This is a genomic window from Prevotella sp. AM34-19LB (assembly GCF_003468525.1).
Taxonomy (GTDB): Bacteria; Bacteroidota; Bacteroidia; order Bacteroidales; family Bacteroidaceae; genus Prevotella.
Genome location: NZ_QSIG01000020.1, coordinates 1 through 23,146, shown reverse-complemented (window position 1 = coordinate 23,146; position 23,146 = coordinate 1). Strand labels below are relative to the sequence as shown.

The window sequence follows — 23,146 nt, the reverse complement described above, 5'->3', positions numbered from 1 at the left end:
ATTACATATAGCATTCCTTGATGATGGAAGCAACTACCCCAGAAGATGCTCTATCTCCTGCTGCTGGAGGATGCAGAGCACCGACTTGCCATCAGGAGTATAGTTCACATTCTCGCAGGCGAAAAGTCCATTGACCAATCCTTCCATCTCCTCATTGCTCAACACCTGTCCGTGCGGTATCGCAGCATGACGGGCAAGCGAAAGAGCCAGGGCATGGTTGATTTCATCCATGGCTGAGACTCCTTTCTCCACCGCACTGGATACCATATCCTGCACCAGTCTTACCGGATTCATTCCTTCCAGACCTGCAGGTACGGAGTTGACGGCATAGCTGCCACCTCCCAGATCTTCCAATTCAAATCCCATCCCGTTCATTTCCGGCAAGATCTTTTCGAAGATTACCTTCTCCGACATCGGGAACTGCACTACTTCCGGGAAGAGAACCTTCTGGGAATGGAAGGTGCGCTCGGCAAGCTGCTTGAGATACTGTTCGAACAGGATACGCACATGGGCACGATGCTGGTCGATGATCATCAATCCCGATTTCACGGCGGTCATGATATACTTGCCTTTATACTGATAATGGGATGGCGACTTCTCGGCTATAATACTGCTAGCAGTAGTACCTGCAGCAGTAGCCTGCTCGGGCTCATCAAAGAGTTCCATCGTATGCTGCTGTTCATCCTGGTCTTTCAACCCCTCGTAAAGCTGTTCCCAGTTCTGGTCTATCTCCGGTTTGGTACTGGAAGGTCCAGGGAAACTGGCTCCAACAGGCTTCGCCGTAGTAGTAGGACGAGTCTTAAAAGGATTATATCCCGGATTGACGCTGATCTTCGGAGCCGATGCCGAAGGAATCTCTTCCGGATTGAACATCGGGATTTCCGGCTTATCCTCGGTATCGAAGTCGATGGTAGGTACATCATTAAACATACCGATGCTCTCCTTCACGGCAGCCGAGAGAATCTGCCAGATAGCCTGCTCATTCTCAAACTTGATTTCGGTCTTGGTAGGATGGATGTTCACATCGATATCCTTAGGATCCACCTCGAAATAGAGGAAGTAAGGCACCTGCTCTCCTACTGGAATCAAGCGGTCGTAAGCCGCCATCACCGCCTTGTTGAAATAAGGATGCTTCATGTATCTGCCGTTCACAAAGAAGAACTGATGCACTCCCTTCTTGCGGGCAGCCTCCGGTTTGCCGGCAAATCCGGAAACCTTGCACATGGTTGTCTCTACATTGACGGGCAAGAGATCATGATTGAACTTCTTGCCAAACACATCCAGGATACGCTGGCGCAGATTGGCAGCACGAAGATTGAACACTTCTGTGCCATTGCTGTGCAGGGTAAACGAAATCTGCGGATTCACCAAGGCAATGCGCTCAAAAGCGGTAAGGATGTTATTGAGCTCGGTAGAATTCGACTTCAGGAATTTACGGCGGGCAGGAACATTGTAGAAGATATTGCTCACAGAAAAGTTGGTTCCCACAGGACAGGCACAAGGTTCCTGACGCTCATACCGGGAACCCGATATGGCTACGAGGGTACCTATCTCGTCAGATTCCTGACGGGTCTTGAGTTCCACCTGTGCCACGGCAGCGATAGAAGCCAAAGCCTCTCCTCGGAATCCCATCGTACGGAGGGCAAAGAGATCGTCTGCCTTACGGATCTTAGAGGTGGAATGGCGCTCAAAGGCAAGGCGGGCATCCGTCTCCGACATTCCCTTGCCATCATCAATGACCTGGATGTTGGTGCGACCCGCATCCACCACGACCACCTGAATATTCCTGGCGCCGGCATCAACAGCATTCTCCACCAGCTCCTTGATGACAGAAGCTGGTCGCTGTATCACTTCTCCTGCTGCTATCTGATTGGCAACAGAATCTGGTAAAAGTTGGATGACATCACTCATCGTCGTTTCTTTTTTTTTATTTACGTTTGTTTTTCTTGGTAACTTTTGGCGCAACCTTTGAGGTTTTTCTGGAAGCTGCACGAACAGTTTTCTTAGGAGCTGTCTTGGATGCACTCTTGGATGCCTCCTTGTCTGTTTTCCCAGATGCAGTCTCAGCTTCAGCCTTCTCCTTATCCTCCTTGAGCGGTTCCTTCTTCAGGGACTGCAAAGGTGCCTCATGGCGCTTGATGGATTTCAACTCCGTGCCACTCGACTTGCCACGCCATACAAAAATATCATTCTTATCCGTTGGTCGGAGGTCCTCAAACCACGCAAAGTTAGGTAACTTATACTTGGCTGGCGGAACCTGGGTAATCGGATACATGGTACTGGTGAACTTATTGGTCCAGATCTTATCCAACTTTCTGGCTGCTCCCAGATACATACGCATGGTATCGGTCTCCAGATAGTTGAGTCCCACCAGGGAACTGTCCTTGTCGTTGGTCATATAATAGACCGTCTGCACATTGCCGATTGCTTCCGTCATCTTCATTTCTCCTTTTTCGAAATAGGATTTCATTTCAGAAGAAGTAATCTGATTATAATGTACGCTGTCCGGCATCTGTTCGATAGAGAGAGCCTGACCGATGACATGGGCAAAGCGGATGGTGGAGTCTGCCATATAGCTCTGATTTCCTCACCGAGCATCTGCCGGTTGGCATTCCAGATAACAGGATCCTTATACATCGTCATACAGGAATCCTTGGAATTGAAAACCAGGGAATCGCAGATAGCCTGCATGTCGTTGCGGAAAGCACGGACATGCGGATAGGCATGCACCTTGCGATATACCGAATCTGTGTTGATATTGAAAGTATAAATGCGCATGGTATCTGAATGCATCCACAACGTATCTTTCTGAGAATAGTCGATGGCTACAGGTCGCTTGGTAGCGAATCCCATTCCCGTCTTCTCATTATAACGGAGATAGTTGCAGGTAAGAGAATTCTTATTCTTCTTATCCACATACACCACATTGCCATAACCCGTGCTCTCGCCATTCTTGACATAGTAGAGACTGTCACCGGTAATCGACTTATCCTTATCCACCAAGGTAGAACGGCCGAAGAGCTTAGCCTTATCGGTCTTGGTATCATAATAACCATCTGCCGTATGCACCACGCTGGAACCGGAAACTATCTTGGAAGGTCCCACCATGTGGGCGGTAGAGGTTGGAACGTCATAATACAAGGTATCGGTGGTAACCACATCCTTACCACTGCGCAACTTCACATTGAAGACAAACTTTGCCTCTCGGGTCTCGGTATGATATTCTCCCCAGTCGGAAACCAGTCGGTCCTTACCGTCGATGAGCGTACCTCCGTCAAAGAAGTTCGCCATGTTATACAGACGGTCAAAATCCAGACTGTCCGTCTTCAGGGTCTGTCTGCGATGGTGCAGCACCACATTCCTGCGGGCATGCATCATCTGCATCATACCATCATATTCAGCCCTCTCGCAGGTAAGCGACAAGGTATCACCCTGACGGTAATGCACATGACCGAAAGCCTTCACAGAGTTGGTACCCTGATAGAAATAGGCACTGTCGCAGGTGAGATGACCTCCCTGGTGCATGAACGAAACCTTGCCCTTTACAATCTGGGCATCAGGGTTTCTGCCAAACATATCGTAGCGCAGCTCATCGGCGTGAAGAAGATAGACTCTCTCACCCTCCGGGCGCTTCTTGTGTTTCTTCCTAGGTGCCTGCATAGCCTGCACCAGACAAAACCCAAATAGCATAGAATCAATATGAAAAAGATTCTATGCCCGTTCTTGTTAATATTATGTTGCTTGTTATTGATCATTTAACCCAACCTTGATATTCAAAATTGCAATTCTTGTAGCGATCGTTCATACGAACGTAGGTTTTCTTAATCTTGTCAACCACCCAGTCATGCAACGTTTTTTCTCTTTCCTTGGCAAGGACGACATCCTTCATTACCTGGAAATCTTCAGTAATGGTAGCTCTATGACCCTCTACCCTGCTCACCAACTTGATCAGGGCGCAGGTAGTCTTGCCCTTGGTATTGACCATGGTAAAAGGTGCAGAAATCTGACCTACCTTCATGGTATCTACCACACGTGCCACCTCTGTAGGAAGATCCTTCATCTGGAACTTAGAGGTACGGTTGTCTGCCTGGGCTGTATTTGCCATCAATCCCTTGTTGTTACGGGTATCCTTATCATCAGATAATGCCTCTACGGCTGCCTCGAAGGTAAACTTCTTGGCACGGATATCATTACCGATGGAATCCAGACGACCGATTGACTTGTCGATAGCCTCCTGTGAAACCTTTGGCTTGAGCAGGATATGACGGCACTTGATCTTGTCACCTCGCTTATCAATCAACTGGATGATGTGATAACCGAACTCAGACTCCACAATCTTGGAAATCTTCTTTGGGTCGGTCAGGTTGAATGCTACATTGGCAAATGCAGGATCCAACATACCACGTCCGATATAATCCATCTCACCACCCATTCGGGCTGAACCCGGGTCTTCACTGTACATACGAGCCAAAGTAGCGAAAGTTGTCTCACCCTTGTTCACGCGGTCGGTGAAGTCACGCAACTGGTTCTTCACACGGCTGATTTCTTCCATCGGAATACGAGGCTGCATGGTCAGGATCTCTACCTCCACCTCTGTAGGAACGAATGGAATACTATCCGTAGGCAAGTTGTTGAAATACTTACGTACCTGCGCAGGAGAAACCTTAATATCCTTCACCAGTTCCTGCTTCATCTTCTGGATGAGCTGGCGGTTCTTGAAATCATCATGCATCTGCTGGCGCATCTGGGTGATGCTCTGCTTGCGGTATTCCTCCAGCTTCTCACGGGATCCAATCATGGAAACCCAGTAGTTGATCTGGTCGTCGATGCCCTGCATGACTTCCGACTCAGACACCTCGATACTGTCGATGGCAGCCTGGTGCAGGAAAAGTTTCTGCACGGCAATCTGCTCAGGAATAGAACAGTCTGGATCGCCGACGAACTTGATGCCATCTGCCTCCGACTGCAAGCGGGTAACCTCGACGTCAGACTTGAGGATAGCCTCATCTCCAACTACCCAGATCACCTCGTCAACAATACTTCCCGGGTCGATTGACTGCGAGTCGTTCACCGCTTCCAACTTTGCCGAATCACTGTCGGCAACCGAAGCATGGCGACTCATGCCCATACGTGAGGCGCTTGCGCTCATGCCCATGATAAGGAGCAATGCGATAAACGCCAGACTCATTTTATATCCAGTCTTCATAGATCTGTATTCTGCTTGAATTTTATGTTTAATGTTTGTTTACCGTGGCTAATACCTCAGGGTACACCACAAACTGATATTTCTTTCTTAATGTTGCCACCCATTCCTTCTCCAGCTGGTCCTGATAGTCGGCTATCACCCAGGCTTTCACATCCGTGTATTCCTTAGGTCCCTTTTTGAGAATTTTTCCGAATGTAGCATCGTAAGGATATCCTTTAACCTTCTCTACCTTGGCGCTTGTCTTGAACACCAGTGAATCCACTACAGGATGATCTCCCTTCTTGAAGATTCCTTCCTCCACCTGGACACGCACCACCGAATCGGCATTAAACTTCCTTCGAAGCAACTCTGCCCATTGGCTAAAAGGCTTACCCTTTACACATTTCTTGACCGCTGCCACGTCGGCAGCATCCTTTGTATGGTAAGCAATACCCTTGAAGCGGGGATGCTCCCATCTGTATTTCTTCTTGTTCTTGGCAAAATAAGCAGCTTGTGCCTGTTCATCATTCGCCGCTTTCTCCCATACCATCCGGTTGCTGATTTCATAGAGCAGCAATCCGTCGTGATACTCCTGCATGAGATATTTCAGATTCTTGTCGTGAGCCGACAATTCTGAAGCTTTCTGATCCAAGACGGTTTCACGGTCACTTCCCGCAGGCAACGTCCTGGCAATGGAATCCAACTTTTCGTTGATGATTCTTTCTCTGATTCCCTTGGCATCGATGAAACGAAGGATATCGTTCTTCACCGAATCATAAGGATAGAAGTCCTGCTTTCCCATCAGCTTGATGATGTGATAGCCAAACTCCGAGAGGATTGGCTTGCTGATTTCTCCCACCTTGAGTGAGAACGCAGCATCCTCAAAAGTCTTCACCGTCTGCCCTCTTGATATCCAGGAGATATCTCCACCCTTGACGGCAGAACCCTGGTCATCAGAATACTTTCTGGCATATCCGGCGAAATCGCCTCCTTTGCATAGAGCCTGATAGATAGATTGAGCTTCTGTCGCGCCGTTTCCTGGTCTGCAGCAGAGGCTTTCTGTCCCAAACGGATCAATATGTGGGCAGGATGAACCATTCCACCCGACCTACTGACACGTTGTTTTGCTTCTTCGTATATTTTCTGCGCTTCCGCCTCCACGTCTCCCGAACTGATCATCGCCGGACGCACCTGCTGGTCACGATACTGCAGAAACTCCTGTTTGAAAGAAGCCGTTGTATCGATATGGGCATCCAATGCCGCCAAAACCTTAAGTTGTAATTAACAAATAGGTCAACATACTCATTGACTGTCTTCTTGTCAATCACGCCCTCGGAATTGTTTTTGTTATAAGAATATTCAAATTCCGAACGACTGACAGGCTGACCATTGATAGTCATGATAGTAGGGTCGTCGTTTTGAGCAAAAGCTATGCTCCCCGAAAGGAGCATAGCTGCAAAAAGCGCATAAAATCTCATATTACTTTTCAAATAATTATTCTGGGCGGCTGTAATTAGGAGCCTCACTGGTAATAGTGATATCATGTGGATGGCTCTCCAATACGCCGGCATTTGTAATGCGGGCAAACTTAGCGTTGTGCAAGTTCTCGATAGTAGCAGCACCACAGTAACCCATACCAGAACGCAAACCACCAATCAACTGGTAGATAACCTCCTGTACAGTTCCCTTGTAAGGAACACGACCTGCGATACCCTCTGGTACAAGCTTCTTGGCATCCTTGGTATCACCCTGGAAGTAACGGTCCTTAGAACCATTCTTCTGCTCCATAGCCTCGAGAGAACCCATACCGCGGTAGCTCTTGAACTTACGGCCGTTGAAGATGATAGTATCGCCAGGGCTCTCCTCAGTACCAGCTACCAATGAACCGATCATTACGCAGCTACCACCAGCAGCCAGAGCCTTCACTACGTCACCAGAATAGCGCAAACCGCCATCGGCAATCAAAGGAACGCCTGTACCCTTCAAGGCAGAATATACATCATAAACAGCACTCAACTGAGGCACACCTACACCGGCAACGACACGGGTAGTACAGATAGAACCAGGACCGATACCTACCTTTACGCCATCAGCGCCATTCTCTACCAAATACTTGGCAGCCTCGCCGGTAGCAACGTTACCTACTACTACATCTACCTGTGGGAAGGCAGCCTTTACCTGCTTGAGCTTCTCGACAACACCCTTAGAGTGACCATGAGCAGTATCAATAACGATGGCATCAGCACCAGCCTCAACCAGAGCCTTGGCACGGTCCAAGGTATCAACTGTAACACCAACACCGGCAGCCACGCGAAGGCGACCCTTGGCATCCTTGCAAGCCATTGGCTTGTCCTTAGCCTTGGTGATGTCCTTGTAAGTGATCAAACCTACCAAGCGATTCTCATTATCAACTACAGGGAGCTTCTCAATCTTGTTCTCCTGTAAGATGGAAGCTGCGGCAACCAAGTCGGTCTGAATGTGAGTGGTAACCAGGTTCTCGCTGGTCATTACCTCATCAATCTTCTTGTCCATGTGACGCTCGAAACGAAGGTCACGGTTGGTCACGATACCAACGAGATGATTCTCGTCATCCACCACTGGAATACCACCGATATGATAGTCGTGCATCATATCCAGCGCATCCTTCACTGTACTGCCACGACGGATGGTGACAGGGTCATAAATCATACCATTCTCAGCACGCTTCACGATAGCCACCTGACGAGCTTGCTCCTCGATGGTCATGTTCTTGTGGATGACACCAATACCACCTTCGCGGGCGATAGCAATCGCCATTGAAGCCTCGGTAACGGTGTCCATCGCTGCTGTAACGAATGGAACGTTCAACTCGATGTTACGAGAGAACTTGGTTTTCAACTCTACCTGTTTTGGTAGTACCTCTGAATAAGCAGGGATCAGAAGGACGTCGTCGTAAGTGAGACCGTCCATTACAATTTTATCTGCAACAAATGATGACATATTGTAACCTTTAAAAATTTATTGCGTGCAAATTTAGCAATAATTTCTCAGATAGAGTTCGCTTTTTACGAAAATCTTACCTTATTAATGCTATTTAACGTGATTAGTTGGCTTGTTCGGACAAAAACTTGATTCTAATCAGTCGAATGTCCTCTTCTGTGTAGTCTTCATCCAACTCATCGAGTGCCGCATCCAAGTCGTCTGTTTCGCTCTCCATGAAGTAGTCATAGATGTCGTCAATCTTGTCGTCATCCATCCTGTCTTCGATGAAATAATCGATATTCAACTTGGTTCCGCTATACACGATTGCCTCGATTTCGTCCAGAAGATCAGCAAACTCCAAACCTTTGGCGCTGGCAAGATCTTCGAGGTCAATCTGTCGGTCGATGCTCTGGATGATATTCACCTTGAGCAATGACTTCTTGGCAACGGTCTTCACGCGCAACTCCTCTGGTCGCTCGATTTCATTTTCTACACAATAGTTCTGGATCAGCTTACAGAATTCCTTGCCATAACGCTTTGCCTTACCGGCTCCCACGCCCTGGATGTTCTGCAACTCCTGCAAGTCGTGCGGATACATGGTAGCCATCTGCTCCAGAGATACATCCTGGAAGATGACATATGGTGGCAACTTGCGCTTTTTCGCCACACTCTTGCGCAGGTCTTTCAACATGGCAAAGAGCGTTGGATCCAGTGCTTCTCCGTTGTTACTGCCTTCGTGAGCACTCTCTACATAATCGTCCTTAAACTCCTTGTCGGCAACGATCATGAAAGATGTCGGGTTTTTCAGATAACGCTTGCCGGCAGCTGTCAACTTCAAGAGTCCGTAGTTCTCTACATCCTTCTTGAGATAACCGGCTATCAATGCCTGGCGGATTACCGGATTCCATACCTTGGCATCCATATCCTCACCGGCACCAAACTCTTCCAGGTTGTCGTGCTTGTGGGAAACGATGTCGTCGGTGGCACGGCCTTTCACGAAATCGATGATATACTCCTGACGGAAGTTTTCCTTCACGGCAGCCACAGCCTCCAAAACCACTACCAGGCTTCTTTAGCCTCAAACTTCACGGAAGGATGCAGACAGTTGTCGCAATTGTGGCAGTTTTCCACATCATATTCTTCTCCGAAATAATGGAGCAGCATCTTGCGGCGGCAGACAGATGATTCAGCGTATGCGGCAGTCTCCTGCAGGAGCTGTCGGCCGATATCCTGTTCTGCCACAGGTTTGTTCTCCATGAATTTCTCCAGTTTTCTCAAATCCTTGCGTGCATAGAAAGCGATGCAGATACCTTCTCCTCCATCGCGTCCGGCACGACCGGTCTCCTGATAGTAACCTTCCAGACTCTTTGGAATATCATAGTGGATGACAAATCTTACATCCGGCTTGTCAATACCCATACCGAGGCGATAGTCGCCACGATGACATCGATACGCTCCATCAGGAAGTCGTCCTGAGTCTGCGAACGGGTTGCAGAATCCAGACCTGCATGATAAGGAGCAGCCTTGATATCGTTAGCCTTGAGTACTTCAGCCAGTTCTTCCACCTTCTTTCTGGACAGACAATAGATGATGCCACTCTTACCTGGATGCTGACGGATAAACATGATAATCTGGCGATCGATGTCATTACTCTTCTGGCGCACCTCGTAGAAGAGATTCGCACGGTTGAAGGAACTTTTGAATTCCCTGGCATCCACGATGCCGAGGTTTTTCTTGATGTCTGTACGCACCTTGTCGGTAGCCGTTGCCGTAAGGGCAATGACCGGTGCCTTGCCTATTTCGTTGATGATAGGGCGTATGCGTCGGTACTCTGGGCGGAAATCATGTCCCCACTCAGAGATACAATGTGCCTCATCCACGGCATAGAAAGAGATTTTGATGGTCTTCAAGAACTCTACATTATCTTCCTTGGTCAGAGATTCCGGTGCCACATAGAGGAGTTTGGTCTTGCCACTCAATATGTCGCTCTTCACTTTCTCAATGGCCGATTTGTTCAGAGATGAATTCAGATAGTGAGCCACGCCATCGTCTTCGCTCATTCCATTGATTACATCCACCTGATTCTTCATCAGGGCAATCAGTGGTGAGATAACAATAGCTGTTCCATCCATGATCAAGGATGGAAGCTGATAACACAAGCTCTTGCCACCACCAGTAGGCATCAATACAAACGTATCGTTGCCATCCATCAAGTTCCTGATGATAGATTCCTGCTCGCCTTTAAACGAATCGAAACCGAAATAATGTTTCAACTGTTCTGTAAGATTTACCTGTTCCGTCATATCCAACTTTAATTTTATATGTCTTTATATGGTATATAGAAATCAGCCGGGATTCTCTCCCAACTGATTTGATGATATTTACAAAGAATGATGCTTGCCGGAATCATCCTTACGCTGACTCCAGCTGTCCAAGATGAGCCTTGTCGAGCTGTCCCTTAGCATAATCCAATGTCACTTCAAACTTCTTGATCTTCTTGGATGGTACCTCAAACATCGCATCGGTCATCACTGCCTCTACGATAGAACGAAGTCCACGGGCGCCCAACTTATACTCCACAGCCTTATCTACCATGAAGTCGAGTGATTCCTCTGTAAAGCTGAGCTTGATGCCATCCATCTCGAAGAGCTTCATATACTGCTTCACGATAGAGTTCTTTGGCTCTACCAGGATTTTGCGCAGCGCATCTCTATCCAAAGGATTGAGATAGGTGAGCACAGGCAGACGACCAATGATTTCTGGAATCAGACCGAATGACTTCAAATCCTGTGGCAGGATGTACTTCATCAGATCCTTCTTATCTACCTTGGCAACATTCTGTACTGAGTTATAGCCTACCACGTGGGTGTTCAGGCGCTGAGCAATCTTGCGCTCGATACCGTCGAAGGCACCACCGCAGATAAAGAGGATATTCTTGGTATCCACATGGATGTAATCCTGATCAGGATGCTTGCGTCCACCCTTTGGCGGTACGTTCACCATGGTTCCCTCCAGGAGTTTCAAAAGTCCCTGCTGTACACCCTCTCCACTTACGTCGCGGGTGATAGATGGGTTGTCGCTCTTGCGGGCAATCTTGTCAATCTCATCGATGAAGACGATACCACGCTGGGCAGCCTCCACATTATAGTCGGCTACCTGGAGCAGACGGGAAAGGATACTCTCCACATCCTCACCCACATAACCAGCCTCGGTAAATACCGTAGCATCCACGATGGTGAAAGGCACATCGAGCAACTTGGCTATGGTACGTGCCAGCAAAGTCTTACCGGTACCGGTACTACCCACCATGATGATGTTACTCTTTTCGATTTCCACGCCTTCCTTATCCTCTGGCTGCTGCAGACGCTTATAATGATTATAGACAGCAACGGCAAGATGACGCTTGGCATGTTCCTGTCCGATGATATATTCATCGAGATATTCCTTGATCTCCACCGGCTTTGGCACCTGCTTCAAGGCAAACTTCGCGCCATCGCCCTTTGGAGCCAACACGCCAGTCTGCTGCACAATCTCAAATGCCTGCTTAGCGCACTCCTCACAGATAAAGCCATTGATACCTGTGATCAACAACTTCACTTCATTCTCGCTTCTTCCACAGAAACTACATGCTTTCTTTGGCATAATGTCTTTTCCTTTTTCTTCTTTATACCTTATTATATATATACCCTAATATTATATATACCTTATATTATATATAGCAATCTTGATATACCGTCCCGTTACTTACGTACCAGGATATTATCAATCATACCATACTCCTTTGCTTCCTCGGCAGTCATCCAGTAGTTACGGTCGCTATCAGCATAAACCTTGTCGTATGGAGTATGAGAATGCTCAGAGATGATGGTATAGAGTTCCTTCTTCATCTTCAGGATCTCACGAGCCTCAATCTCGATATCAGAAGCCTGACCCTGAACACCACCCAATGGCTGGTGAATCATCACACGGCTATGTGGCAAGGCAGAACGCTTGCCTTCCTGACCTGAAACGAGCAATACGGCAGCCATAGAAGCAGCCATACCTGTACAGATGGTAGCAACATCGCTGGTAATAAACTGCATGGTATCATAGATACCCAGACCGGCAGTAACGCTACCGCCAGGACTGTTCAGATAGATGGAAATATCCTTGCCGCTATCTACAGAGTCGAGATAGAGCAGCTGTGCCTGCAAGGTGTTGGCAGTATAATCATCAATTTCTGTACCCAGGAAGATGATACGGTCCATCATCAAGCGAGAGAACACGTCCATCTGGGTAACGTTCAACTGACGCTCCTCCAAGATATAAGGGTTCAAATACTTAGCCTGCGACTTCATCACGTCGTCAAGCACCATCCCATTCATACCAAGATGCTTGGTAGCATATTTTCTAAAATCGTTCATATCTATATTACTTTTTTCTTCAAAATAAGGAACAAAAAACGAGGTTATCGACCTCATTATCTCATTCGGTGGAACAAAGATAATAAAAAAAGTCGATAACCTCGTATTTATTTGAAGTTTTTTTTCAAAAAAGTGTTATTCCTGCATCATCTTGTTGAAATCCTCTACAGAAATCTCCTTTTCGTTGAGCTTAACAGCGCTCTTGAGAGCTGTAGCCAACTTACGGTCGATAGAGCGATCTACCAATGCGTCAACAGAGTCACCCTTCTTGAGAATCTCGTTAGCATAGTTCTCGATATACTCCTCAGGGATGTTTGTCATACCATACTGAGCGAACTGAGCACGAGCTGCCTCCTTAGCGGTCTCCTTGATATCCTCGTCGTTCACCTTGATATCCTGAGCCTTGATGAGCTGCTCCTTGATGAGGTGCCATGTCAACTCCTTGATGCTCTGGTCGTAGTTCTTCTCTACGAACTCCTCACCCTTATCCTTGTTGTTAGCCAACATGATGCGCTTCAAGAGTGCATCTGGGAATGCCAACTCGCCAACCTTCTTCTCGCAGTGCTCGCGAACGTCGAGGATGAACTTGTAGTCAGAGTCGTTAACCAACTGCTCCTGCAAGCCCTCAGCGATCTTAGCACGGAAAGCAGCCTCATCCTTCACGTCAGTATCCTCACCGAATACCTGCTTGAAGAGCTCCTCGTTAACCTCGTGCTTCTTGAAGCGCTGGATCTCTGTGATCTGGAAGCTGAACTCAGACTCCAGGTCAGCAACAGCCTCACGCTCGATCTTCAAGAGAGAAGAAACCTCAGTATCGTTCTCTGGGTAAGCCTTCTTAGGGTTGAAAGTGATTACATCACCCACCTTAGCGTCATTGAAGAGATTCTTCTGCTCCTCTACCTTGATGTAGCTAGGCATCAGGATAGCACCCTCAACAGTGATACCACCTTCCTTGGTGTTACCGTTCTCGTCGAGCTCACGGATATCACCCTTCAAAAGGTCGTTCTCCTCATACTTCTCGCCCTTCTCGTAGCTGCCTGCACGCTGAGCGTACATCTCTACCTGCTGGTCGAGGATCTTATCGTCAACCTTGATGTTATAGTAATCAACCTTGTCGCGACCGTTGAGAGTAACCTTGAACTCAGGTGCAACAGCGATGTCGAACATGAATGTGAAGGTTGTGTCCTTCTCCAAGTCAGCTGGCTCCTGCTTCTCTGATGGAAGAGGCTCGCCGAGCATCTGGATATTGTTGTCCTGTACATACTTGTAAATCTCCTGGCCAACGAGCTTGTTGATGGCCTCCATCTTTACAGATGCACCGAACTGGCGCTTAATCATACCCATAGGAGCCTGACCAGGACGGAAACCTGGAACATTAGCCTTCTTACGGTAATCTTTCAATGTCTTCTCGACTTCGTTCTTATAGTCTGCCTCCTCTACAACGAGAGTCATAAGACCATTAATCTTGTCAGGATTTTCAAATGAAACTTTCATCTTGATTTTTTATTTTTATTATTATTAATTATTATCTTATTCAATTGGTCCAGGCTCTCCCTGACGATCCAGGACAAGCCTTTTACACAATCGGCTTGCAAAATTACGCATTTTTAGCCGATATACCTAATATATAAGAGAAAAATTTGTTTTTTTAACCTAATTACTCCTTATCTCTTGCTTTTTTCTGCTCATCAAGCAGCTGGAAGTCCTTCTTTCTAAGCACAAAGCTGGTTGTAAGGTACTTCTCCTTCACTGTCTTGTTTTCTGCCAGCTCCTCCGGAGTACCCTGGAAAAGGATACGGCCTTCGAAGAGCAGATAGGCTCTGTCGGTGATGGTAAGTGTCTCATCCACATTGTGGTCGGTGATGAGGATTCCGATGTTGCGGTACTTCAGTTTCCATACGATATGCTGGATTTCCTCTACCTGGATAGGATCGACTCCGGCAAATGGCTCATCGAGCATGATGAACTTAGGATCGTTGGCAAGACAACGTGCGATTTCCACTCTTCGGCGCTCACCTCCGGAAAGCTGGTCGCCCAGGTTCTTGCGCACCTTCTGCAGGTCGAAGTCCTTGATCAGGCTCTCCAGTTTCTCAAGCTGATAGGCTCTTGGCTTGCCGGTCATCTCAAGCACCGACATGATATTGTCTTCCACACTCATCTTGCGGAATACGCTCGCCTCCTGTGGCAGATAGCCGATGCCGGCACGGGCACGCTTATACACAGGAAACTTGGTAATTTCCTGATCACCCAAATATACATGTCCCTCATTAGGTACCACCAGTCCGGTGGTCATATAGAATGAAGTAGTCTTACCCGCACCATTAGGTCCGAGCAAGCCTACAATCTCACCTTGCTTTACATTGATCGTTACACCATTGGCAACGGTTCGCTTGCCATAGCGCTTTACCAGTCCTTCTGTTCGCAGCACTAATCTGCCGTCAGAAGACTGCTGCTCTGAATTCATTATTTCGTCCATAATTAGCTAATTTGACTGCAAAAATAATAAAAAATGGGGAAATATCACCTTAAAAAACTAAAACTATTCATAATATTGCAGTTTTTTAGAGGATTTTGCTTAATTTTGCAGCAAAATTCATAGAATATTGACATGATAATAGAAAAATGGCTTACCACCTTCGGTAAATATCTGATATTGATGGGTCGCTCTTTCTCGCGACCAGAACGTATGCGCATGTTCCTCAAGCAATATATCAAGGAAATGTCGCAGCTGGGAGTCGATTCCATCGGCATCGTACTCCTCATCTCATTCTTCATCGGTGCAGTCATCTGTATCCAGATGAAACTGAACATCCAGAGTCCATGGATGCCTCGATGGGTTTCGGGTTATACCACCCGAGAAATCATGCTGCTGGAGTTCTCTTCCAGTATCATGTGTCTCATCCTTGCCGGAAAGGTGGGTTCCAACATCGCTTCCGAGCTGGGTACCATGCGAGTAACCCAGCAGATCGACGCACTCGACATCATGGGTGTCAACTCTGCATGCTATCTGGTGCTGCCAAAGATTCTCGGTCTGGTTACCATCATGCCTTTCCTCGTCATCTTCTCATCACTGATGGGCATCATCGGTGCATACGGTACGGCATTCATCGGACATATTCTCCCGCCGGATGACCTTACCCTGGGACTCCAGCATTCCTTCAACCAGTGGTTTGTGTGGATGAGTATCATCAAGAGTCTCTTCTTCGCATTCATCATCTCCAGTGTTTCCTCCTACTTTGGATACACCGTGGAAGGTGGTTCGGTAGAGGTAGGTAAAGCTTCCACCGATGCCGTGGTTTGCTCCAGCGTTCTCATCCTCTTCTCGGATGTGTTCCTTACTCAATTACTCTCTTAAAGACTCTGGCTATGATAGAAGTTCAAAATCTTACAAAAGCTTTCGGCGACAAGACCGTACTCGATAATATCAGTGTGAAATTTGAAACGGGAAAGACCAACCTCATCATCGGACAGAGTGGTTCGGGAAAGACGGTGTTGATGAAAAACCTCGTCGGACTCCTCGAACCTACCAGCGGAAAGGTACTCTACGACGGCCGCGACTTCGTGCAGATGAGCAAGAAGGAGAAGGTGATGATGCGACGCGAGATGGGTATGATCTTCCAGAGCGCAGCCCTCTTCGACTCGCTCAATGTGCTGGAGAACGTGATGTTCCCCCTCGATATGTTCTCAAGTATGAATTACAGGGAACGCGTGAAGAGAGCACAGGAATGTCTCGACCGTGTCAACCTGATTGATGCCCAGCAGAAATACCCTGGCGAAATCTCAGGTGGTATGCAGAAACGTGTTGCCATCGCCCGCGCCATCGTGATGAATCCGAAGTATCTCTTCTGTGATGAACCGAACTCTGGTCTCGACCCAAAGACTTCGCTCGTCATCGACGAACTCCTTTCGGGCATCACCAAGGATTACAATATGACAACCATCATCAATACCCACGATATGAACTCTGTGATGGGTATCGGTGAGAACATCTGCTTCATCTGCAAGGGTCACAAGGAATGGCAGGGCAACAAGGACCAGGTGATGTCTTCTACCAACGAGCAGCTCAACGACCTCGTCTTCGCTTCCGACCTCTTCAGAAAGGTGAAGGAAGTGGAAATGAAAGAGAAGAAATAAAATAGAGAAACAGAAAGTTTCAAATCCGATTTCAATAAAAAAAGCTATCTGCCAGCAAGCAGATAGCTTTTTTTATTGAAATCAGATACTTATCTCATTTTCCATTCACCTTTCACCTCTACCATCGGAACCACAATCTGTTCCTTGGTACTGTCACCATAAGCCACCTGCAGGAAGACATCTGCCACATGGCGGGCGGTATCAGCCTTGGCATTCAGCACATCAATCTTCTTCATGCCTGCATGCTCTTTCTGCTGCTGCTCCACATACATTTCCGCATTGAGCACCAGCTGCTCATGATAGCCTTTCGGAATACGGTAAGGTTGGTTGAAACCAGCCACATACTCCTCATACTTTCCTTCCAGGAGCAGGTCGTAATATCCCTTGGCTGCGATACCTGCCAAATAGCCAGGGTCAGGACTCTCCTCCTTGCAGGAAGAAAGTCCCAACCCCATGCTGAATATCATAAAAAACAAAAGTTTCTTCATTTTATAGATGCTTTTGCCCTTTCAGGGCGTCCTATCCATTACGCTTCAATTACTTCTGACGGATGAAGATATTGATTGGACAACCATGCAATGACCAGTTTTCACGAATCTTGTTCTCCAGGAAGCGGCGATAGTTCTCCTTTACATACTGTGGCAGGTTGGCATAGAACACAAACGATGGAATCGTAGTGTTAGGCAACTGTGTACAGTACTTGATCTTGATATACTTACCCTTCACGCTCTGTGGTGGATAAGCCTCGATGATAGGCAGCATCACCTCATTGAGCTTGGAAGTACCGATATGAGCCTTGCGGTTCTGGTAAACCTCCTTGCAGTCTCCAGTACACGGAAGATACGCTGCTTGGTCAAGGCTGAAGCAAAGATGATAGGGAAATCCACGAATGGAGCCATTCGGTTGCGGATAGCATTCTCGAAGGTATCAATCACCTTCTGGTTCTTCTCCTCTACCAGGTCCCACTTGTTTACTACCACCACCAGACTCTTGTTGTTCTTCTGGATCAGCTGGAAGATGTTCATATCCTGGGTCTCGATACCACGGGTAGCATCCAGCATCAGGATGCAGACATCACTGTTCTCGATGGCACGGATAGAGCGCATCACGGAATAGAATTCCAGGTCCTCGCTCACCTTGTTCTTTCTGCGGATACCGGCAGTATCTACCAGGTAGAAGTCGAAACCGAACTTATCGTAACGGGTATAGATACTGTCACGGGTAGTACCTGCAATCTCGGTAACGATATTTCTGTCCTCACCGATGAAGGCATTGATGATACTGCTCTTACCTGCGTTAGGACGACCTACCACAGCGAAACGAGGAATATCCTCCTCGATAGCTCCTCTGGATTATCCTGAAGCTTGTCCAATATGATGTCGAGCAAGTCACCCGTACCACCACCTGTTGCAGCACTGATACACTGAGGATCACCCAAGCCCAGCTTGTAGAACTCGGCAGCCTCATAATACTCAGCACTGTTATCCACCTTGTTGGCAACAAGGATTACAGGCAGCTTGGCACGACGCAAGATGAGAGCTACATCCTCATCCCAGTCGGTCAAACCGGTGTTTACATCTACCAGGAAGAGCACCAGGTCGGCCTCTTCTGTAGCTACCAACACCTGCTTGCGGATAGCATCCTCGAAAATGTCATCTGATTTAACGACCCAACCACCGGTATCCACCACAGAGAATTCTCTGCCGTTCCAGCTGCACTTACCATACTGACGGTCGCGGGTAGTACCAGCCGTATCACTAACGATAGCGCGACGGGATTGAGTCAAACGATTGAATAAAGTAGATTTACCCACGTTAGGGCGACCTACGATTGCTACTAAATTTGCCATAAATAGTCATTCGCCTCCTTCCTTTCAGGAGGTATCATGGATGTGGTCTCTGCATCCAAGTTAATAATTTGCCGAAGCTGACCTTGCTCCGGCCCTCGCTCCTCTGGCGAGAGTCACTCCCTCGATTACATTCAGGGAGGAGAAAGTTGTTATTCCGGATTATATCCGAAGGCATCGAGTTCTCGCTGAGAACTGCGCCAATCCTTATCAACCTTTACGAAGGTTTCCAGGAATATCTTCTTGCCGAAGAACTTTTCCAAAGCCTTTCTACTCTCGGTGTTCACCTTCTTCAGAGCCACGCCCTGATGGCCGATGATGATTCCCTTCTGAGAGTCACGCTCTACGTAGATCACGGCATTGATGTGGATGCGGGTATCATCCTCCTTGAACCGCTCCACTCTCACCTCTACAGCGTAAGGAATCTCCTTGTCGTAGTAGAGGAGAATCTTCTCACGGATAATCTCCGATACGAAGAAACGGGCTGGCTTGTCGGTCAACTGGTCCTTGTCAAAGAACGCAGGCGACTCAGGCAACAGCTCCTTGATACGCTTCAGGAGCATATCCACGCCAAACTTGTTTTTCGCAGAAATAGGAAGAATCTCGCATTCGGCAACAGCGAGTGCCATTTTTCCACGATGTCTCCCAACTTCTTCGGGTCGCTCTGGTCAATCTTGTTGATGAGCAGGAGCACCGGAATCTTCATCTTCTTCACCTTCTCCAGGAAGTCGATGTTCTTCTCAGGATTCTCTATCACATCAGTAACATAAAGCAGCACATCGGCATCAGCCAATGCACTCTCCGAGAGGCGAGCATCATCTCCTGCATCTTGTAGTTTGGCTTCAAGACGCCAGGGGTATCCGAAAACACGATTTGCATATCATCGGTATTCACGATACCCATGATACGATGACGAGTGGTCTGCGCCTTGAAGGTAGCGATGCTGATACGCTCGCCCACCAGTTGATTCATCAGCGTACTCTTACCCACATTAGGGTTACCCACGATATTTACAAAACCTGCTTTATGCATACGATAAAAATTGATTTTAAGCTAAAGAAACGCATCCTTGCTTATTCATTATATTATAGATGAAGTAAGAAAGATGCGTTTCCTTATATAGATAATTATTCTATCCTATTTTTGATATGTCTTACTTGCCGCAAGCAGCACCATCGTATGCCCACTTATAGAAAGAGGCACCGTGTACGAAACCTGCACCGAAGGCTGTGAAGATGATGTTGTCACCCTTCTTCAACTGGCTTTCAGCATCCCAGAGTGCCAATGGAATTGTAGCAGCACTGGTATTTCCGTAACGTTCGATGTTTACTACCACCTTGTCAAGTGGAATTCCTGCACGTTTGGTCACTGCCTCGATGATTCGGAGGTTCGCCTCGTGAGGAATCACCCAGTTCACATCATCAGCCTTCAGATTGTTCATCTCCAGGATCTTCATCACGTCGTTGCTCATATCGGTTACTGCGTAACGGAATACGGTACGACCTTCCTGATAAAGATAATGCAGACGATGATCTACGGTGAAGTGTGAAGGAGGGCAAACAGAACCACCAGCCTTCATATGGAGGAAAGGCAAGCCTTGTCCATCGGTACGAAGGTATGAGTTCTGAACACCTACATTCTCTTCTTCTGTAGCCTCTACAAGAACTGCGCCGGCACCGTCGCCGAAGAGCACACAGGTAGCACGGTCGGTATAGTCAACCAGTGAAGACATCTTGTCTGCACCGATGACGATGATCTTCTTGTATCTTCCACTCTGGATCATGCTTGCCGCAACATCGAGAGTGTAGAGGAATCCACAGCAAGCTGCAGAGAAGTCGAATGCGAAAGCGTTCTTCAATCCGAGCTTACCGAGGACGATAGATGCTGTAGAAGGGAACTTGTAGTCAGGTGTGGTGGTTGTCACAATCAAGGCATCGATTGTGTCTGGATCCACGCCAGTCTTCTGAATCAACTGCTTAGCAGCTTTACGTGCCAAGTAGCTGGTTCCGAGACCTTCCTCTGTAAGGATGTGGCGCTCTTTGATACCCACACGGGTGGTAATCCACTCGTCTGTAGTATCAACCATGCGAGACAACTCCTCGTTGTTGAGGATGTAGTCAGGCACGTATCCACCCACACCTGTAATTACAGCATTGATTTTACCCATTATTCAGCTGCTTCCTTAACGATAGCTACCTTGCCTCTGTAGTATCCGCAAGTTGGGCAAACAGTGTGGTAAACATAATATGCACCACAGTTAGGGCAAACTGCCAATGTAGGAGCTACTGCCTTATCATGAGTTCTTCTCTTAAGTGTACGTGTCTTTGACTGTCTTCTTTTAGGATGTGCCATAATTTTTTAAATGTTTTATTTTTTGAATTTTACTTTTTTAATTTTAAAAGAGCTGCCCATCGTGGATCTACAGATTCTTCGTCTTCCTCACCGCTTCGGGCGGCAGAATGCTGTTGGAGCATTTCAATCATAGCAGGATTGCATTTTCCAGGTGCATGCACGTGCTTGATGGGAATGTTAAGATCTATAAATTCATAGATGAACCACGAGATATCGAGCATTCCTTCGTTCTCGGCCACAATCACGAGGTCATCTTCTTCTGAGTAGTCGTCTCCGAACTTGACCATGAGTCTGTCATCGGTCTCAATGGACTGGTCCATATCATCCAGACAGATGTCACATGGTATGTGTACCACTCCCTCTGTGTGAAAATTGAGCTCGAAGAAGTCGTCCGTCCTGTTGATGGACAGACTACTCTGCAACTCGCCTCTCTGAATATCAGGAGCGTCTATTGCCTGAAAGTATTCATCGTCTAGCTTAAACTCCAAGTTTGTTACCCCTTGAGGCAAAGCTTTCAAATCAATCTTAAAAGACTCTATATTACACATAATTCAATATATACCATATTGGTTTCGGGCTGCAAAGTTACAAATAATTTTTGAGATAAAATAATTTTTTATGTAAAAATCACTAAAATCTCTCATTATTAACCGATTATTCTCGGATAATTTGCCGTTTTCTGGTTTTTTCAGGCTCAGGATTCCATCTTGAGTTCAATTCTGAAGGTTGTACCCTTGCCTGGTTCGCTGTTTTTTATCCATATCTTGCCATGATGGTATTCTTCTACGATTCGCTTCGCCAGCGACAGTCCCAGTCCCCAGCCACGTTGCTTTGTGGTAAAACCGGGACGGAATACATGCTTCAAATCCTTCTTCCTGATTCCCTTACCTGTATCTTCTACTTCAATGATGGCACGATAAGAAGCTTCCATCAAACGGAGGGTAATCCGTCCGCCTTCTGCTCCCATCGCATCAACGGCATTCTTGCAGAGGTTTTCTATCACCCATTCAAAGAGGGAAGCATTCATCCTGACAATGACTTCATGAGAAGGCATTTCCTTCACCAGCTGCACCTTCCGGGAGGTTCGACGGTCCATATACGCTATGACATGCTCCAGCACCTCGTTCAGACTGGCTGATACCGGCTCCGGCAGCGAACCGATCTTGGAGAATCGGTCGGCTATCAACTGCAACCGCTTGACATCCTGGTTCATCTCAGGAATCAGTTCATCATCGGGATAATTCATGCGGAGAATTTCAATCCAAGCCATCAGACTGGAGATAGGGGTCCCCAACTGGTGAGCGGTCTCCTTCGACAGGCCTACCCATACCTTATTCTGTTCCGCCCTTTTGGAAATAAGCAAAGCAAAGATGGCGATGACCACAAAGAGCAGCACTACCCCTAATTGTATATAGGGATAAACAGAAAGCCTGCGAATCATCACCGATTCATCATAACACACCTGCAGATAATCATGGGCAGAGTCATCGAGTTCTATCTTGATATTCTTGCCCTGAGCCAGCAGTCGCTGTCCGATAAGAGAAGCCTGACGCAAGGAATCCTGTTCATCCCTACCCTCAATCTCCACATTTCTGAAAGTTTGAGCCTTATTCTGGTCATCGAGCACGATGACAGGGATACTATGATTTTCATTGATTACCTTGAGCACCAGACTCAGATCCGTATTTTCATCAGCTTTATTGAGAGTGCGCATAGCTTCCGCCCATACCTCCATCCTATTCCGTTCCTCCAGAGCCAGATCCCGCACCAGGAAATGAGACACGAGCAAAGAGGCGACAGCAATCAAAACCGCTGCTATCACCCAGTAAATCTTCACCTGTCGTATCCTATCTGTCCAATTCATACTGCAAAAATACAAAAAAGCCTCAGAAATCTTTCGAAATCTGAGGCTCTTGATAAAAGAAGGCGGCTACCTACTCTCCCGCATTGCATTGCAGTACCATCGGCGCAAGTGAGCTTAACTTCTCTGTTCGGAATGGGAAGAGGTGGGACCTCACCGCAATAACCACCTGATAATGGGGTATGACGTATTTGCACACAAGCAAAACAAGATAATGAACTGAAAATACAGTTGAAACTATGAACTTTCCTAAAGAAAGTGTTCGGGCAATTAGTAATGCTCGGCTTTGACATCACTGTCTTTACACCTGCATCCTATCAACGTCATCGTCTCTGACGACCCTCAATGGAGTTCTCATCTTGCGGCTGGCTTCGCACTTAGATGCTTTCAGCGCTTATCCAATC

14 protein-coding genes, 2 rRNA genes and 5 pseudogenes are annotated in these 23,146 nt (G+C 47.2%); 2 read left to right on the top strand and 19 right to left on the bottom strand.

Going from position 1 to position 23,146, the window contains the following annotated elements; translation table 11 throughout:
• Window positions 1-33 precede the first annotated feature (33 nt).
• The 10 genes and pseudogenes from mutL to lptB all read right to left on the bottom strand — a co-directional run bounded on the left by mutL (window position 34) and on the right by lptB (window position 15,025).
• On the bottom strand, window positions 34-1,911 hold the full coding sequence (gene mutL / locus DW830_RS07855; RefSeq protein WP_119249488.1) for a DNA mismatch repair endonuclease MutL: 1,878 nt from the start codon (window positions 1,909-1,911) through the stop codon (window positions 34-36).
• Between the two features lie 16 nt (window positions 1,912-1,927).
• A pseudogene (locus DW830_RS07850) lies at window positions 1,928-3,755 on the bottom strand (OstA-like protein).
• Window positions 3,752-5,206, bottom strand: coding sequence for a peptidylprolyl isomerase (locus DW830_RS07845; RefSeq protein WP_119249487.1), 1,455 nt, complete (start codon window positions 5,204-5,206; stop codon window positions 3,752-3,754). The pseudogene DW830_RS07850 and the gene DW830_RS07845 overlap by 4 nt, the downstream one beginning before the upstream one ends.
• A gap of 28 nt (window positions 5,207-5,234) precedes the next feature.
• Window positions 5,235-6,663 (bottom strand): annotated as a pseudogene (locus DW830_RS07840) (peptidylprolyl isomerase).
• A gap of 16 nt (window positions 6,664-6,679) precedes the next feature.
• The gene (guaB, locus tag DW830_RS07835; RefSeq protein WP_117662332.1) at window positions 6,680-8,164 is read right to left on the bottom strand and encodes an IMP dehydrogenase; all 1,485 of its coding nucleotides are present in this window, start codon (window positions 8,162-8,164) and stop codon (window positions 6,680-6,682) included.
• A gap of 103 nt (window positions 8,165-8,267) precedes the next feature.
• Window positions 8,268-10,449, bottom strand: a pseudogene (gene recQ, locus DW830_RS07830) (DNA helicase RecQ).
• A gap of 109 nt (window positions 10,450-10,558) precedes the next feature.
• Window positions 10,559-11,788: an ATP-dependent Clp protease ATP-binding subunit ClpX gene (gene clpX / locus DW830_RS07825; RefSeq protein ID WP_119249486.1), complete on the bottom strand. Its 1,230-nt coding sequence runs from the start codon at window positions 11,786-11,788 to the stop codon at window positions 10,559-10,561.
• A 98-nt stretch (window positions 11,789-11,886) separates the two neighbouring features.
• Window positions 11,887-12,549 carry an ATP-dependent Clp endopeptidase proteolytic subunit ClpP gene (clpP, locus tag DW830_RS07820; protein WP_089544988.1) on the bottom strand — a complete coding sequence of 221 codons (663 nt, stop codon included), beginning with the start codon at window positions 12,547-12,549 and terminating at the stop codon, window positions 11,887-11,889.
• A 135-nt stretch (window positions 12,550-12,684) separates the two neighbouring features.
• On the bottom strand, window positions 12,685-14,043 hold the full coding sequence (gene tig, locus DW830_RS07815; RefSeq protein WP_119249485.1) for a trigger factor: 1,359 nt from the start codon (window positions 14,041-14,043) through the stop codon (window positions 12,685-12,687).
• Window positions 14,044-14,206: 163 nt separating this feature from the next.
• Window positions 14,207-15,025, bottom strand: coding sequence for an LPS export ABC transporter ATP-binding protein (lptB, locus tag DW830_RS07810; protein WP_089544990.1), 819 nt, complete (start codon window positions 15,023-15,025; stop codon window positions 14,207-14,209).
• A 132-nt stretch (window positions 15,026-15,157) separates the two neighbouring features.
• Between lptB and DW830_RS07805 the strand changes: the two genes are divergently transcribed.
• Together DW830_RS07805 and DW830_RS07800 are read left to right on the top strand one after the other, a co-directional pair.
• The gene (locus DW830_RS07805) at window positions 15,158-15,904 is read left to right on the top strand and encodes an MlaE family ABC transporter permease (protein WP_089544991.1); all 747 of its coding nucleotides are present in this window, start codon (window positions 15,158-15,160) and stop codon (window positions 15,902-15,904) included.
• 11 nt (window positions 15,905-15,915) lie between these two features.
• Window positions 15,916-16,683: an ABC transporter ATP-binding protein gene (locus DW830_RS07800; RefSeq protein WP_119249484.1), complete on the top strand. Its 768-nt coding sequence runs from the start codon at window positions 15,916-15,918 to the stop codon at window positions 16,681-16,683.
• A gap of 89 nt (window positions 16,684-16,772) precedes the next feature.
• Here the strand turns inward: DW830_RS07800 and DW830_RS07795 are convergent, their stop codons facing one another.
• The 9 genes and pseudogenes from DW830_RS07795 to DW830_RS07755 all read right to left on the bottom strand — a co-directional run.
• The gene (locus tag DW830_RS07795) at window positions 16,773-17,171 is read right to left on the bottom strand and encodes a hypothetical protein (protein WP_118312284.1); all 399 of its coding nucleotides are present in this window, start codon (window positions 17,169-17,171) and stop codon (window positions 16,773-16,775) included.
• A gap of 49 nt (window positions 17,172-17,220) precedes the next feature.
• Window positions 17,221-18,532 (bottom strand): annotated as a pseudogene (der, locus tag DW830_RS07790) (ribosome biogenesis GTPase Der).
• A 149-nt stretch (window positions 18,533-18,681) separates the two neighbouring features.
• Window positions 18,682-19,561, bottom strand: a pseudogene (gene era / locus DW830_RS17075) (GTPase Era).
• A 121-nt stretch (window positions 19,562-19,682) separates the two neighbouring features.
• A complete protein-coding gene (locus tag DW830_RS07780; RefSeq protein ID WP_089544996.1) occupies window positions 19,683-20,696 on the bottom strand; it encodes a beta-ketoacyl-ACP synthase III in 1,014 nt (337 codons plus the stop codon).
• Complete coding sequence (gene rpmF, locus DW830_RS07775; RefSeq protein WP_006848356.1) at window positions 20,696-20,881, bottom strand: 50S ribosomal protein L32; 186 nt, start codon at window positions 20,879-20,881, stop codon at window positions 20,696-20,698. The genes DW830_RS07780 and rpmF overlap by 1 nt, the downstream gene beginning before the upstream one ends.
• A 29-nt stretch (window positions 20,882-20,910) precedes the next feature.
• The gene (locus DW830_RS07770) at window positions 20,911-21,429 is read right to left on the bottom strand and encodes a YceD family protein (RefSeq protein WP_089544997.1); all 519 of its coding nucleotides are present in this window, start codon (window positions 21,427-21,429) and stop codon (window positions 20,911-20,913) included.
• Window positions 21,430-21,575: 146 nt separating this feature from the next.
• Window positions 21,576-22,745: a sensor histidine kinase gene (locus DW830_RS07765; RefSeq protein WP_119249483.1), complete on the bottom strand. Its 1,170-nt coding sequence runs from the start codon at window positions 22,743-22,745 to the stop codon at window positions 21,576-21,578.
• Between the two features lie 57 nt (window positions 22,746-22,802).
• Window positions 22,803-22,915, bottom strand: a 5S ribosomal RNA gene (gene rrf, locus DW830_RS07760).
• Between the two features lie 76 nt (window positions 22,916-22,991).
• Window positions 22,992-23,146, bottom strand: a 23S ribosomal RNA gene (locus tag DW830_RS07755); the annotation flags it as partial.

Excerpts from the sequence above, each read along its gene's own strand:
- mutL (WP_119249488.1), bottom strand. The coding sequence starts at position 1,911 with ATGAGTGATGTCATCCAACTTTTACCAGATTCTGTTGCCAATCAGATA.
- DW830_RS07845 (WP_119249487.1), bottom strand. The coding sequence starts at position 5,206 with ATGAAGACTGGATATAAAATGAGTCTGGCGTTTATCGCATTGCTCCTT.
- guaB (WP_117662332.1), bottom strand. The coding sequence starts at position 8,164 with ATGTCATCATTTGTTGCAGATAAAATTGTAATGGACGGTCTCACTTAC.
- clpX (WP_119249486.1), bottom strand. The coding sequence starts at position 11,788 with ATGCCAAAGAAAGCATGTAGTTTCTGTGGAAGAAGCGAGAATGAAGTG.
- clpP (WP_089544988.1), bottom strand. The coding sequence starts at position 12,549 with ATGAACGATTTTAGAAAATATGCTACCAAGCATCTTGGTATGAATGGG.
- tig (WP_119249485.1), bottom strand. The coding sequence starts at position 14,043 with ATGAAAGTTTCATTTGAAAATCCTGACAAGATTAATGGTCTTATGACT.
- lptB (WP_089544990.1), bottom strand. The coding sequence starts at position 15,025 with ATGGACGAAATAATGAATTCAGAGCAGCAGTCTTCTGACGGCAGATTA.
- DW830_RS07805 (WP_089544991.1), top strand. The coding sequence starts at position 15,158 with ATGATAATAGAAAAATGGCTTACCACCTTCGGTAAATATCTGATATTG.
- DW830_RS07800 (WP_119249484.1), top strand. The coding sequence starts at position 15,916 with ATGATAGAAGTTCAAAATCTTACAAAAGCTTTCGGCGACAAGACCGTA.
- DW830_RS07795 (WP_118312284.1), bottom strand. The coding sequence starts at position 17,171 with ATGAAGAAACTTTTGTTTTTTATGATATTCAGCATGGGGTTGGGACTT.
- DW830_RS07780 (WP_089544996.1), bottom strand. The coding sequence starts at position 20,696 with ATGGGTAAAATCAATGCTGTAATTACAGGTGTGGGTGGATACGTGCCT.
- rpmF (WP_006848356.1), bottom strand. The coding sequence starts at position 20,881 with ATGGCACATCCTAAAAGAAGACAGTCAAAGACACGTACACTTAAGAGA.
- DW830_RS07770 (WP_089544997.1), bottom strand. The coding sequence starts at position 21,429 with ATGTGTAATATAGAGTCTTTTAAGATTGATTTGAAAGCTTTGCCTCAA.
- DW830_RS07765 (WP_119249483.1), bottom strand. The coding sequence starts at position 22,745 with ATGAATTGGACAGATAGGATACGACAGGTGAAGATTTACTGGGTGATA.